At 52.8% G+C, this 12568-nt stretch carries 15 protein-coding genes and 3 pseudogenes; 15 read left to right on the top strand and 3 right to left on the bottom strand.

Annotation, left to right across the window (positions count from 1 at the left end; all coding sequences use genetic code 11):
• Positions 1-242: 242 nt before the first annotated feature.
• Genes NGM06_RS22340 through NGM06_RS22350 form a run of 3 tightly spaced genes read right to left on the bottom strand, consistent with a single transcriptional unit; the run spans position 243 to position 1341 of the window.
• Positions 243-626 carry a helix-turn-helix domain-containing protein gene (locus NGM06_RS22340; RefSeq protein ID WP_254270596.1) on the bottom strand — a complete coding sequence of 128 codons (384 nt, stop codon included), beginning with the start codon at positions 624-626 and terminating at the stop codon, positions 243-245.
• On the bottom strand, positions 626-1021 hold the full coding sequence (locus tag NGM06_RS22345) for a hypothetical protein (protein WP_254270597.1): 396 nt from the start codon (positions 1019-1021) through the stop codon (positions 626-628). The genes NGM06_RS22340 and NGM06_RS22345 overlap by 1 nt, the downstream gene beginning before the upstream one ends.
• Complete coding sequence (locus NGM06_RS22350) at positions 1018-1341, bottom strand: helix-turn-helix transcriptional regulator (RefSeq protein ID WP_254270598.1); 324 nt, start codon at positions 1339-1341, stop codon at positions 1018-1020. Before NGM06_RS22350 ends, NGM06_RS22345 begins: the two co-directional genes overlap by 4 nt.
• Before the next feature lie 445 nt (positions 1342-1786).
• On the opposite strand from NGM06_RS22350, the gene NGM06_RS24555 reads away from it, so the two are divergent.
• The 15 genes and pseudogenes from NGM06_RS24555 (at position 1787) to NGM06_RS22410 (ending at position 12206) form a co-directional block, all read left to right on the top strand.
• The gene (locus tag NGM06_RS24555; protein WP_497007249.1) at positions 1787-1945 is read left to right on the top strand and encodes a winged helix-turn-helix domain-containing protein; all 159 of its coding nucleotides are present in this window, start codon (positions 1787-1789) and stop codon (positions 1943-1945) included.
• A gap of 525 nt (positions 1946-2470) precedes the next feature.
• Complete coding sequence (locus NGM06_RS22355) at positions 2471-2920, top strand: hypothetical protein (protein WP_254270599.1); 450 nt, start codon at positions 2471-2473, stop codon at positions 2918-2920.
• Between the two features lie 11 nt (positions 2921-2931).
• A complete protein-coding gene (locus tag NGM06_RS22360) occupies positions 2932-3660 on the top strand; it encodes a hypothetical protein (protein WP_254270600.1) in 729 nt (242 codons plus the stop codon).
• A gap of 1 nt (position 3661) precedes the next feature.
• Entirely contained in the window at positions 3662-4018 is a 357-nt protein-coding gene (locus tag NGM06_RS22365; protein ID WP_254270601.1) for a hypothetical protein, read from the top strand.
• A gap of 97 nt (positions 4019-4115) precedes the next feature.
• Positions 4116-4208: pseudogene (locus NGM06_RS22370) on the top strand (ribonuclease H); the annotation flags it as partial.
• Between the two features lie 444 nt (positions 4209-4652).
• A complete protein-coding gene (locus NGM06_RS22375; RefSeq protein WP_254270602.1) occupies positions 4653-5498 on the top strand; it encodes a hypothetical protein in 846 nt (281 codons plus the stop codon).
• A 919-nt stretch (positions 5499-6417) separates the two neighbouring features.
• Positions 6418-7053 (top strand): DUF1989 domain-containing protein, encoded by a 636-nt coding sequence (locus NGM06_RS22380; RefSeq protein ID WP_254270603.1) that lies wholly within the window; start codon positions 6418-6420, stop codon positions 7051-7053.
• Positions 7054-7118: 65 nt separating this feature from the next.
• On the top strand, positions 7119-7859 hold the full coding sequence (locus NGM06_RS22385) for a YqcI/YcgG family protein (protein ID WP_254270604.1): 741 nt from the start codon (positions 7119-7121) through the stop codon (positions 7857-7859).
• Between the two features lie 175 nt (positions 7860-8034).
• Positions 8035-8379 (top strand): winged helix-turn-helix domain-containing protein, encoded by a 345-nt coding sequence (locus NGM06_RS22390; protein WP_254270605.1) that lies wholly within the window; start codon positions 8035-8037, stop codon positions 8377-8379.
• 470 nt (positions 8380-8849) lie between these two features.
• Complete coding sequence (locus NGM06_RS22395; RefSeq protein ID WP_254270606.1) at positions 8850-9827, top strand: AAA family ATPase; 978 nt, start codon at positions 8850-8852, stop codon at positions 9825-9827.
• Between the two features lie 17 nt (positions 9828-9844).
• The gene (locus NGM06_RS24395) at positions 9845-10069 is read left to right on the top strand and encodes an ATP-binding protein (protein WP_368410516.1); all 225 of its coding nucleotides are present in this window, start codon (positions 9845-9847) and stop codon (positions 10067-10069) included.
• Positions 10066-10314, top strand: coding sequence for a DUF6414 family protein (locus tag NGM06_RS24500; protein WP_438267637.1), 249 nt, complete (start codon positions 10066-10068; stop codon positions 10312-10314). Before NGM06_RS24395 ends, NGM06_RS24500 begins: the two co-directional genes overlap by 4 nt.
• Before the next feature lie 8 nt (positions 10315-10322).
• Positions 10323-11291, top strand: a pseudogene (locus NGM06_RS22400) (DUF6414 family protein); the annotation flags it as partial.
• A gap of 168 nt (positions 11292-11459) precedes the next feature.
• Complete coding sequence (locus tag NGM06_RS22405) at positions 11460-11768, top strand: AbrB/MazE/SpoVT family DNA-binding domain-containing protein (protein ID WP_254270608.1); 309 nt, start codon at positions 11460-11462, stop codon at positions 11766-11768.
• Positions 11765-12206: pseudogene (locus tag NGM06_RS22410) on the top strand (PIN domain-containing protein). The gene NGM06_RS22405 and the pseudogene NGM06_RS22410 overlap by 4 nt, the downstream one beginning before the upstream one ends.
• Positions 12207-12568 lie beyond the last annotated feature (362 nt).

The raw sequence follows: 12568 nt of genomic DNA on the forward strand, positions 1-12568 counted from the left end.
ACGCCGTCCGCTGACGTGTCCCCGGAGAGACGCGGTCGGTCTCGATGGCCGCCGGACTCTCGGACCCTCGGGACGACGTGTGGACGGCCGATGGACGTAGAGTGGACTCTGCGCGTGGGGGTGAGCTTGTCGCTGGGCATGGGGTGTGCGAGTGACGGCCTACGCGCTGCTGGACGTCGTGCCGTCGTCGATACCCCCGAGAAGTCGCCGTGGCGTGGCCCACAGCGCTCTCGTCGCAAGCATCAGGTCTCACCTCGCGTTCGTGGACGCACGTCGGAGCTAGGGAGCGCACACTCAGGAACGTCCATGTCGAGCGACTCGGCAGTCCGCAGGACCAACTCACTCAAAATGGCCTTCCCGTCCTCGGTCAACTCCACGGTGAAGCCGCGAGCGTCGTTCGGATGGTCGTCCTTCGTGGCGAGACCACTATCGACGAGTTCGTTGAGACGGGGATAGAACTGGCCGCCCTCAGTATTCGTTTGGCCGAGCGCTTCGAGTTCTCGTTTGACGTCTGCCCCGACGGGAGTTTCCTCTTCTTCGGTGTGGTTCGCCCGGTGGACAGCCCAGAGGAGGTCGCGTTTGTAACTCGTCAGGTCGCTCGCAATCCGTCTCCGGCGGCTCAACATCACTGGCCACCTCCGTTGTCCGCGTTGGCACGGCGGATGCGGTGACAGAACTGGCAGGGCGCGTACCGCTTGTTTTGGGCTTCGATTCGGGTGAGTTGCTGAAGTCCGTTGTCGGTGGTCGCCGGACAGAGCGGTTGGTTGTTCGCGTCGGTTTCGTGGTAGGCGTAACTCGTCGCTCGACGCGCCTGCTGGATGAGGACGGTCTCGGAGTCCGGGAAGGGGTCTTGTTCGGTGCGCCGGTCGAGTTCCTCCCGTGACGGGTCCGCGACTGTGTCCGGGTCAGGACAGGTGTGCGAGGAGAGTTGGACGGTGGGCGTGCCACAGTCCTCGCAGACATCGAACGTCTCCGGAATGGCCTCGTCTAAGTCCGGACCGAACCCAATGGGTTGTGTCATTCGGAGTCACCTCCGGTTAGCCCGACAGCGTTGGCGCGGCGTTTGGCGTGTTCGACGAGAAGCTGTCGGGCGTGGTCGGTCGTCGCGTACTCGTTGGTCCGGTCGTCCTTCCGGCCTTTCGTGATGAGGTTGCGCTCGACCAGTCGGTCGAGATTCTGATAGAGCCGACTATGGTTGAGGTCCTCGCCGTACACGCTGTCGAGACGCGCTTTGATAGTGAGACCTTTCGGCGGCTCACCGTCTTCGAGCGCGCAGACAGCGTACAGCAGGTCGCGCTCGAACGCCCGCAAGTCAGTGAGCGAGACTGTCTCGGCCGTCACGCCGCCACACCTCCCTGACCGCCGGTGAGTGCGATTGACGGACTATCCGCTCGTCGTGCGGGGGATTCAAGTCCCGCGTCGGTGAATGCGTACATGCTTCCGTAGTCTGGGTACGGGAGCGAACCGCGGACCCCGATGGTTCCAGCATCGGGTCCGCATCGTTTCTGCGATGCGTCAAACCGAGAGCGTCGAATCCGCGTCTCGTTCCCGTTGTTTCTCAGTTCATAACTAACGCAACTTAAATCTATACACTCATCTAAATGCCTAGGAACCCAAGTAAGTGTCTGAAGAATTGAATCACGCAAATTAAATTCTGGGCTTAAGAATGTCTCTCCATGGCTTTGGAAGAGAATGGGCCGACTGACGCACATCGAGCCATTCTCGAACTCTTGGCGCTTGACACCCCGCCTTCTTCGCGCTCCGATAAAATGCGGCTCTCTCCGAAATGTCTCACCCAGAGTGCTGGATACAAAGACTCTGCCACATCGGCGTTACCTGCCGAGAGTTGCACGATGCGGAGTTGGTCGAGCGGGAGGACCCCGGCTACTATTCGATTACGTGGCGTGGCCGGGCGTACCTTGAGGGTGAGTTGACGCTCGACTGATTGGGAAGCGATACGCTCTTGCGGTGGAACTGGGGAGTGTTGCATGGTCCTGTGGCGATAGCTGTTGCTAGTCGGTGCTGGACTACTCGCGGAGCCTGTGCCAACGAAGGCCCGCGAACTCGGCCGCGATGCTGGACCCATCGCGATTCGTCTTCCTGCGAACCGTTACATCAGAAATGGAGCTGCTTGGTATTTTTAACTGTTCTGACTCTGTAATTTTGCCTTGTATTGAACCGAGGGGTATCTTGGATTGAGACAAGACAAATGCTATACCTTATGTATGCTGATCAACGTTGACCTAATTTGGTGGTCAATAAAACCTGTGATGGAAACTGTGCGGTTTAGAAGGAATATTATTAGTGGAATACCTGATTATGATAGTCACCCTAAGAATACCAATTTTACAGTTGACTTTTGTTTTTCATTTCCTCATATTACCATTGTTCTATAACAAACTCCCAGCCACAAGTGAAGGAATTAATATAGAATGATTAATTGTTATGGCTAGTGTTTAGGTGTCTTGTTATGGAAGGGGAAGTATACCTCATAGAGGAGGCTGTTGAAAAATTAGAACAAGAACACGAGTTTGGAGGCGTGAGGATTCATTGGTATTGGGAGGTCAAAGAGGACCCAGATGTATTCAAGCACGCCTCTTCTTTCATTAGCGAATCCCTTGACGAAGAATATGGTGAACTTGTTTTTACTACTAAGGAAAATCCTTGTCATGAGTCTTGTATATCTCCCGATCAGGGAAGTAGGACCGACGAAGTCCCTTTTGAGCCGATAGAAAAGGTCGAACTCCCGGTAAATGATCTCAAAGCGGCGATTGATGGTCGGAGGGAAGGTGCGATTTTGCGTGATCATCTCTTAGCGGACGGCGGGAATAATAATGATTTTATACCTAATAATACTTGGAGCAAAACTGAAGAGCATATTGAATCATATGAAGAAGCAAAGATTTTACCAGTGAGTTAGTACAGGATCTTTTGTCAGGAGATCTACAATCTCTTTGGATAGCCTCCCTTACTGATCGATCTACTTTTGGTACCGTAGAAGAGTTCTGGGAAATTGAGGATATAATACATTCAGCAGAGTTGTCTGACAATCCAAAAGACAATGCGTATAGCGGACCTCTATTTGTATACAGTAGAAAAAGTCCCTCGTTGTTTGATGTGGAGGAATGGAGAAAAAGATTAGAGCCAAAGCAGGAGTCTGAAAATAGGGAAGAGCTTGTCCACCTTCGGTCCGAGATTAATGCGTTTTGGTCATATGATCGTCAGCTACGAAAGGCAGACGATGTGGTTGAGAAGATGAATGGAAATGGGTGGGAGAAAACGTGGCCCTCAAATTCGAGATACATTATAGCCCATGATGATGGAGGGATGGGGCCCCGTAAAGACAAAAAAGATACTGCAGTCCCTCATCCAAAGGCAGTCGCGCCTGCTGCTCACTTAACTACTGACCAGTGGCACATCCGAGTATTCAAAATCGGAAATTCTGTGGATAGTGGTTTTAGTGCAGCTGGTCAAATTCATTTTGACCCGTGGCACCATGGATACATTAACCCCAACAATACAAATTGGCAAATCAGTACCGGTAGAGATTTCATTAAACAGGAATGGACTGGGTATAATTTCAACACTCAGCTAGTTAAGGTTGGTAATTCAAGAGGGCCGAGCTATTTTGATGGGATGCCCGTTATGATTGAAAATTAATGTGGCCTTCAACGGACTTCATCAAAATGTGATTTACTACCCGTTTTTGGCCGGTTTAATCCACCTGCTACTTATATTATTATTATTTATTTTATTTGAGTATGATTCCAATGTCAGTACTAAAGTTAAGATTTGGATTGGTATTGGAATGATAGCTACTGGGATAGTTCCCACATTCTTATTCTCCTTATTCGGCCTTATTTCGCCTGTTATTTTCCTCCTGTTAGCTTTCTTACTAATGTTACGTGCAGAACTTGGTTCCGGTCTCGGTGAACCTTTAGGAGCAGTATATATCGGCCTATGGCCATTATTTTTATTAGTTTACATTTTAGTTGGTGTTATAGAGTATATTATATAATATATATTATAATATAAATAATTACAATTTATTTTTATAAGGTAGACGGTTGTGAAAGAAGTTTTTTGGAAGATCAAAATGGCGTCTTACGCTTGGATTAGCCAACGAAGTCCTCGCGAGTGTCAGCTATGAGGCGACCGCTACCGACGCTATCAACGACGCTGTCCCCGCCTCCGGTGGTCTCTTCGACTGTTAGTGGGAGAACTCAAGGTTTAGTCGCGGTGAGTGAAACAGACATGATTGGCGACGTTGGACCGCTCACGAAGGCCTACGGCCATCTAGCACGACTCAAAATGTGTACAATTCTGGGATTGATTCCTGTGGTTTTACGACCCGTGTTGGTGAATCAATCAGATATAATTAACTGCCGTAGAACGAGATCATACAGAGTCGTTTTCACTCAGTGAGTGAATACCTAAGCGAATTCAAGGAAGGAATGAGATAGCTCTTTACTGGTGCTGATATAGGTCATAAAGTCTGATATGTGATTGGTTATATTATAGCGGATATGGATGTACCAGACGGAGGGAGTTCACGGCGGAATGTCCTCAAACTCACGGTTTCCCTTGGTACTAGTGGGCTTACGGCCCTCGCGGGTTGTTCTTCGCTTCAGTCAAGTATCGACTCTGGTTCGATGACAACGGCGCAATCGAATACACAGATAGACTCAACGACCGCCGGTGATTCGTCGAGTCAATCTCAACCCCCCTTCTCCCACCAATTTCTCCAGTCTATTCAGAATCTAAGCTCTGAAGACGGTAGTGGATTTGGAACGAGTATCGTTTCTGTAGATTTATCAGATATACGCGAGTATGAAGAGAAAGTTGGCGGTACAGTCCTCATACCGTCCAAAAGAGGCTGGGACGAAGGTGCGGTTAACTTCGACATTGAGAACATCAAGGCATACGGCAGTAGCTTCCCCAAAGCGGAGGTCGCTGTTATTCGCTTCAAGCAACAAGCTTTCCGTGAAGCACTTGCAACCCGTGCCGCAAAGCAAGAAGAATACAAGAATTGGGAAATTTGGTCTGCTACAGAGGCAAAGGATGTCTACGCCGTTCAGGAGGACACGGTTATTCGAATAGTAGGTGATGAATCCGTGAAACCTATACAGCGTGTAAAACGCCTACTTGTGGAGTATTCTGATGACAGCGATCAATTGTATACGAAAAATGTTGCATATGCAGACGTGGCTGACGCTGTTGCGGCCCCCTGGTCGATGGTAACCTCGGCCGTTCTCGACGACTTGTACCCGAAGGCTTCGTTCCTCGGCTCATCGTACCATTTTCCTGAACCGGGACGCATCAAAGTCGTGAGGGCACTTGGTTATCCGTCTGGCCAGAAGCCGGATAAAGAGAAAATCCGTAAAACGATGGCGGAGAACTCAGAACCCCTCAATGATCCCGTTGTGAAAGAAATGGGCGCGGCATTGGTAGCTTCCCAGACATTCGATGTGGAAGACCTCTTCAACGTAGATCGCTAATCAGACATCAAATATCCATAATCCGCCGAAATCGCATAACGGTATTCTCGACCATCAAGCGCACAGCGTAGATTGCCAGTTTCGTATCGGTCAAGGTAGGCGAGTATCTCATCGGTCGTCTCGGGTTAGACAGCAACTCCTTCCCGTGACCGTCGTTCAGCCACGCGATTTTTGCCTCGGCGAACTGCATGCGGTGGGACTCCCCGTGAGTGTCGGCTACGAAGTGGCGGCCACCACCGACACGATTAACGACGCTATCCCCGACTCCGCTAGTCGCTTCGACCACTAATAGGAGAACCCAAGGGTTAGTCCTGAAGAGTGACCAGAAACGGACCTGACTGGCGACGTTGGCCCGCTGACGAAGACCTACGGCCATCCAGCACGACTCAGAATCGTTGAGACGGCGCTCGCCCATCCCGACCAAGCTTTCAACGTCCGTGAACTCGCCACTGAGTCCGACCTCGCTGTCTTAGATGCTCCCGCACTCTGGATGCGGGCAAGCGTATTCTCCGCAACTGCAAGCGAATCTACAGCTTCCATTTCGGGTCGCTCGCCTCAGGAAGGGAACAGTCTGCTTGAGATAAGAGAGCATCCGTTTCTATAGTCCCGTCCAATGCAGTCAGTGAAACCATGGTTCGGTGTAACCACTTGGTCAGGCGTCAACGCCAGCGCTTGCCGAGAATTGCACACGTCTTGCGAACCCCTGTGTGTACAATGGTCTCGACTGAGTGCGAACTGACCCGCCGACCGGCCTGATTGAGTCGGATCTTCGACCCTTCTTTAAATACTCATCCTGTTCCAGCAGGTCGAAAAGAACTAGGATTCCGAGTGGGCGTGTGTACAAATATGCGGCTTAGGATGAACGACCGACGCGACCGGCGGGCGGTGATTTTTCACTCAGGCGACCGTCGGCTCATTCGTGGAGACCCATCGAATCCCACCGAAGAGCGGGAGTGCGTTCGGGGTCACCGCCGGGGAGACGTTTGAGGTCGTCACGCCGGAATCGCGACAGGTCGCCGACCTCGTGGCGTTCGTCCGCGACGACCCCGCGGAGAGGTTCGCCCAGTCGTACACCCGCGACTGCAACGGTAAACTCCGCATCTCGACCGGAGACGCGCTCTACACGACGGCGGGCGAGAAGTTGCTTACCATCACCGAAGACGACTGCGGCGTCCACGACATCATGTTCGGCCCCTGCACCGACTGGATGCTCACCGACCGCCCGACCAGCGAGGGGTATCAGAACGAACCCGGCGGCTGTCGGGAAAACCTCTCGCTGGCGCTCGACGCCTACGGCCTCGACACATCGGTCCCCGATACGATGAACCTCTTCCAGCACTCGACGGTCACCGATCAAGTGTATTTCGACGTGCGCGAGAGTCCCGCCGAGGCTGGCGACGCGGTGACGTTCCAAGCAGAGCGGGACGCGATAGTCGCGGTCTCGGCGTGTTCGGCGAAGGGCGTCGCCAGCGGAACCACGCTCACGCCCATCGACCTACGAACCCCCGACGGAACCGTTGTCGACCTCGCTTCCGTCCACGACGACCGGCCGTAAGCCATCGTCCTCGCGGCCCGGTTCGACGGGCAGGAGTTTAATCAGTCGCCTACTCTAGTACGGTTGTGAGCAGTCTTCAGACGAAATTTCAGATCGAGTCCGCCATCGACGACGGACTCGCGGAGTGGAAGACCCACCGCTACCGCGCGTTTCACGAGACGATGACCGACGAGGAGATGCCGTATCCCTGCTACTTCGCAGTCGACGCCCACCAAGAAGGCGACCTCCGGTACCTGTTCGCGCCCGCCGCGACCACGGAGGCCGGGAAGAAAACGGTCGCCGACGGACTCGCGGACTACCTCGACGAAGCGCCGGACATCGCCGACGTCACCGCGCTAGCCATCTTCTTCGAACCGCAGGAGGAAGAACACTCGGTCGCGGAGTACCGAGACGAGGTTTGGGAGCTTCTCGCGTACCTCCACCGTCACGACCCGGAGCCGTGGCCCGAGGACGTACCGAGCGACCCCACCGACACCAAATGGGAGTTCTGTTACGCTGGCGAACCGATGTTCGTGGTGGCCCGCACGCCAGCCTACGAGCGTCGTCACAGCAGGTACACGCCCCACGGTCTCGAACTCACGGTGCAGCCGAGGTGGGTGTTCGACGGACTCGGGGGTGACACCGAGGCGGGTCAACGCGCCCGCCGAATCATCCGCGAGCAACTCGCCGACTACGACGACGTTCCTCGACACCCGGACATCGGCGACTACGGCGACCCGGACGTCCACGAGTGGGAGCAGTACGTGCTTCCGGACTCGAACGACGAGCGGTTTGACGAGTTTCCCGTCTCCGACTGGACCGCCTGACGTGCCTTTGGATGAGGGATTTGTATGCCCGTCCACTTTTGGTAGTGAACAATGGCTCTCGCCTGTACTCGTCCCCGAGGTGGCCGCTACCGACGCTATCTCCAACTCCAGCAGTCTCTTCGACCCTCGGTAGGAGAACCCAAGGTTTAGTCGCGGTGAGTGACCAGAAACGGATATGACTGGTGACGCTGGCCCGCTAACGAAGACCTACGGCCATCCAGCACGACTCAGAATCGTTGAGACCGCGCTCGCCCATCCCGACCAAGCGTTCAACGTCCGAGAACTCGCCACTGAGTCCGACCTCGACGAGTCAACCGTCCATCAACACAAAGACTTCCTCGTTGATCTCGGCATCCTTGACCGCGTTTCCCTCGGCCGCATCGACGGCTACCAATTAGCCGACTCGGAGCTTGCTCGGGTCGGTCAAGAATGGCGAAACCTCCATCACGACCGACTCAACGCCCTCGAGAACGACACCGAAACCGCCATCGAAGACTTCTACGGCGTTGCAAAACCATAGCGCGCAGTCCCTCCACTCAGTAAGGAAACACCCCAACCGAACAAGTACACCCAATACATCGTTCCAGACGTACCCGAGTAGGGTTGAAGCACGCGCCGGACGACGAACTGGTAGGTACTGTCGAGTTCCAGACGCACCCGAGTAGGGCTGAGGCCACATCATCGGCACGTGCCCGTGGGTTCTGGGCGGTCCCATCCAGTTTATACACGGTTCTGAGCCAACGGACTCGGTGTCGTTGGTTCCTGTATCGCTTATTTTTTCAAATTTGGGTTCAGAGCGTGTTTCGTCGAGCGCGCGGCCCATCCAACTGCTGGATGGGGGTCGCTTCTGTCGTGCCTTCTCTAATGGTCGACGGTGGAAAAGCAGAAAATCAATCGGCGATTGAGATTGAATAGTAATGTTGGAACTCTTTGAAGGAAGCTATCTCCGCTTGGAAGGTTTTTATATACAAGGGTGTGAAAAGCCATCAAATGCCCGACGACTATGCAGGACTGGTCATTGAACGCCTTTCCGATACAGAGCTTCTCGTAGTAAGGCGGATGGGTAGCGAAGTGCGAGTGGCGAATTTCGTCCCTCACGAATCAGAATACGACTCGGTTCAACTGGGCGATGTCGTTGAGATAGAAGCGCAACAAACCGGTGATGACCGCGCTATCGATATAGATTCTCGAAACGGATTTTCTTCTGGTAACATCGCAGCTGTCGTTGAGGATACATTTGATGGAATAGCTATCGTTCGACATAATCAAGGCCTCTCAACGGTAACCCGTGTTCCTGAAGACGTCAACGAGGGCGAAACGATAGCCGTCACTGGCGCATGGACGTATCATGACACCCTTTCACCCAGCCCACCTAATATAGACGATCTTACTTCTGAATCAGATACTGACACTGACGACTATGAATGGCGATATGACGGTGACATTACCGTTACGTTAGACGATCTCGGTGGTCTTGACCATGTCAAGCGTACACTCAGAGAACAGGTTATTCGGCCGCTTTCCGACGAAAACGACGGGCTACGGAATACTCTTAATATCACGCTCTCTCAAGGGCTACTCTTTCATGGACCTGCGGGAACGGGGAAAACTCGAACTGCAAAGGCGGTAACTAACCATGTTGACGGTGATCTCTTTATCGTTGACGGTCCAGAACTTGTTAGTAAGTACTACGGTGAGACCGAACGCCAAATCCGGGATGTGTTTCAGGAAGCCGAGCAAGCTGCAGACGATACTGGGAACGTGAGTATTATTTTCTTTGATGAACTTGATAGCATGGCTCCATCCCGCGGACAGGCGGACGAGACTGAGCGTCGAATAGTCGCCCAATTGCTCTCCGAACTAGACGGATTCGACGAACGCGGTGATATCATTGTTATCGGTGCAACCAATCTCGTCGATGAGATTGACCAAGCAATACTTCGCCCTGGACGGTTCGATACTCGCTGAAGTTCTCTAAACCTGAATTGGAAGCCCGTAAAGATATCCTCCAGATTAGCCTCAATGAGACACCTATCTCTGATGACGTAAATATCTCTGATATCGCTAAGAAAACTGATGACTTCTCGGGTGCTGATTTGGCTGCTGTCGTCAAGCAAGCAAAATATCTAGCACTTCGAGACGGAACAGATACCGTCCGAATGGAACACTTTAGCATAAGTGTAGCCCGCCGAGCGGAGGCACAAACATGAATCTCTCTGGACTCCGGAACTATTGGCGACAATGGTGGTTCGGACAAGCATCGGGCGACCCTTCAAGCGAAGATGGCCATCAGTTCCCGCAACTTCGTGAATTCGTCTATATTGATCAACGAAGTGTTCAGAGCCTCCTGGCGTCGACGGATTCTGGGCGAGTTGCAGCCGAACAGACAAACCGTGAGAGCAACGTCAACACGAGCAAACACAATGCAAACGCTGGCGCAGGTGCTGGCCTGTAAACGTTAGTGCAGGGACGAAACGCATCTCAAAGGAGAGTACTGAGACAGAGAACGTGTACTCGTTTGATTTAATTCAGTCGAAGTTCACACGTCTCTACGAACATGAGAAGATTGTGCCAAAGATTTCGCTTGCTCAAGACAATACATATGACTTACAGAATAGCCTTGGGCTATCGGAGTTAAATCGTGGGGCTGTTCTAGAAATTCGCGGGATTATCCGACTTCACCCCTTGTACAGAGTGTACCGAGCTATCGAGTACATCAACACTGCTGCTCCCGAGGAAAGTATCATAGCTCAGGAAGACTTACAAGTCATTGAAGAAAGCCTTGGTGACAAGATTCCTGTTGAGATTGAAGTTGATGGCCTCTCGTTGGACGACGGTGGAAATATTCGCAGGGATTCTGAGGGAGATACATTCAATATTGTGACGTTACTTGATGAAACAGAGTTATGGACTGAGCCCATCCAGACATTGGCATCCAGTAAGCAGTTCCGGGTATTCTGTCGCGTTGAAGCTGTCCAGTCCAATTGGTATCCGATGAAGCTGGTTCGGGTGTTAGAGAGTATTTCGGACGATCTTGCTGAAGAATACAATACAGAACTTGAAGGTCGGTTGCAGGCGGCAATAGATGCCTTTGAAGCAAGTGTTGAGGCGTCGAGTAAGACATCGGAAGTTGACGAGCAGAAAGTTCAGAATTTCGTGGAGTTCCTTGTTGAGAAAGCCAATACCTCTGTCAATGATGACCAAGTAGATGAAGTCGTAGATAGGGCAATCAATGCGTACTCACCAGAAGCGATAGTCGCATTTGAGCAGGAGGTTGAACTCCTGAAAGAGACGTATAAAGCATTTACGGAGGTTTTGTCTGAGAATTTTTCTCGGATAATCCTTCTTCTCTACGGTCGGAATTCCATCAAAACCAAACCTCTCAGCCACAGTCTACTGACTATTCAGAACGGGACTTCACGGCGCACTTAGAAGTGAACGTTATCGGAATCTATTGGTGAATAGTATTCTGTTTTTCTTCAGCGTCTGATTTTTGAGCGGAGCGATGGGAGCGTGATTCGAGACTTCTGTACAAATGTTTGTTTGCTATGCTCTCGCCGACACCTTTAGTAATACTGGAAACCCTATGTACAACTAAGAATGACAAGTAACACTCGGAACCCTGAAATCGTACGTGTCTCCCAGAAGGGCCAAGCGACGATTCCGAAAGCCCTCCGGGAGAAGTTCGGTATCGAGACGCCCGGTGAGGTGTTCGTCTACGAGGAAGGCGACTGCATCGTCATTGAGCCTATCCCCTCGCTTGATGAACTCCACGGTATCCACGCTGGCGACCACGAAGCGGGCGAGGTGCTAGAGAAGGTGCGCGAGTTGAAGGACGATGAGCAACGTCGCGAGGAGGAGCGCGCGGAGCGCCTCCGACCGTCTGCTGACGAGAACGGTGACGAATGACCGACGCGTACGTCTTCGACACCGAAGCCCTCATCGCATTTCTCTATGACGAACCCGGCCACGAGATCGTCGCTGACCTGCTGGCCGACGTCTTCGAGACCGCCGCCGAGGGCTATCTCGCCGAGGCGAACGCCAGTGAAGTATTCTATCTCGTCGCCCGTTTCGAGGGAACTGACGACGATACGCCGACTGACGCATCGCTCCTTGCGGCCGACCGAGACCTCCGTGCCCTCGAGCGTCGTGGCCTGGGGCATCGAGCGGGCGGACTGGCGGCTCGCTGGCGAACTGAAGGCCGATGGTCATATCTCGCTCGCCGACGCTCACGCGGTTGCGCTGGCCCACGAACGGGATGCAACGCTCGTCGCTGGAGCAGACGATGATTTCGAGGACCTTCCAATAGATATCGAACTACTCCGCTTCCGAGATCAGGGTGTTTGAGAATCGATTCCCTCGTTCCAAACTCAGAGACAGAGATTTTACGTCGTCCTCAACAATCCGTCTGTATGCCCTTACTGCAATTCTCCCCTTCTCCGTCTTTTTAGATAGCTCCGCTGTAACTACGCAGTCTTCTCACATCATCACGCTCTCGCTCAACTCGATAATCTCCTGCCGCAACTGTCTCGGCTATGGTCCAAGGTCAACGGAGACCGTCACGTTGAGACCGTCAGTATATGCGAGGCGACCGCGTCCAGCCAATCGAAGACTCCTCGGACGCTATCGACGTCGACGACTACAACTCAGAAGGAAAGCGGATTCACCTCGTTCCAGACGCACCCGAGTAGGGTTGAAGCGGTCTGCGA

Source organism: Halorussus aquaticus (assembly GCF_024218795.1).
GTDB classification, from domain to species: Archaea; Halobacteriota; Halobacteria; order Halobacteriales; family Haladaptataceae; genus Halorussus; species Halorussus aquaticus.

What these genes read in the sequence shown, in the direction of transcription:
- NGM06_RS22340 (WP_254270596.1), bottom strand. Translation starts at nt 626, where the DNA reads ATGTTGAGCCGCCGGAGACGGATTGCGAGCGACCTGACGAGTTACAAA.
- NGM06_RS22345 (WP_254270597.1), bottom strand. Translation starts at nt 1,021, where the DNA reads ATGACACAACCCATTGGGTTCGGTCCGGACTTAGACGAGGCCATTCCG.
- NGM06_RS24555 (WP_497007249.1), top strand. Translation starts at nt 1,787, where the DNA reads ATGTCTCACCCAGAGTGCTGGATACAAAGACTCTGCCACATCGGCGTT.
- NGM06_RS22355 (WP_254270599.1), top strand. Translation starts at nt 2,471, where the DNA reads ATGGAAGGGGAAGTATACCTCATAGAGGAGGCTGTTGAAAAATTAGAA.
- NGM06_RS22375 (WP_254270602.1), top strand. Translation starts at nt 4,653, where the DNA reads ATGACAACGGCGCAATCGAATACACAGATAGACTCAACGACCGCCGGT.
- NGM06_RS22390 (WP_254270605.1), top strand. Translation starts at nt 8,035, where the DNA reads ATGACTGGTGACGCTGGCCCGCTAACGAAGACCTACGGCCATCCAGCA.
- NGM06_RS22395 (WP_254270606.1), top strand. Translation starts at nt 8,850, where the DNA reads ATGCCCGACGACTATGCAGGACTGGTCATTGAACGCCTTTCCGATACA.
- NGM06_RS24500 (WP_438267637.1), top strand. Translation starts at nt 10,066, where the DNA reads ATGAATCTCTCTGGACTCCGGAACTATTGGCGACAATGGTGGTTCGGA.
- NGM06_RS22405 (WP_254270608.1), top strand. Translation starts at nt 11,460, where the DNA reads ATGACAAGTAACACTCGGAACCCTGAAATCGTACGTGTCTCCCAGAAG.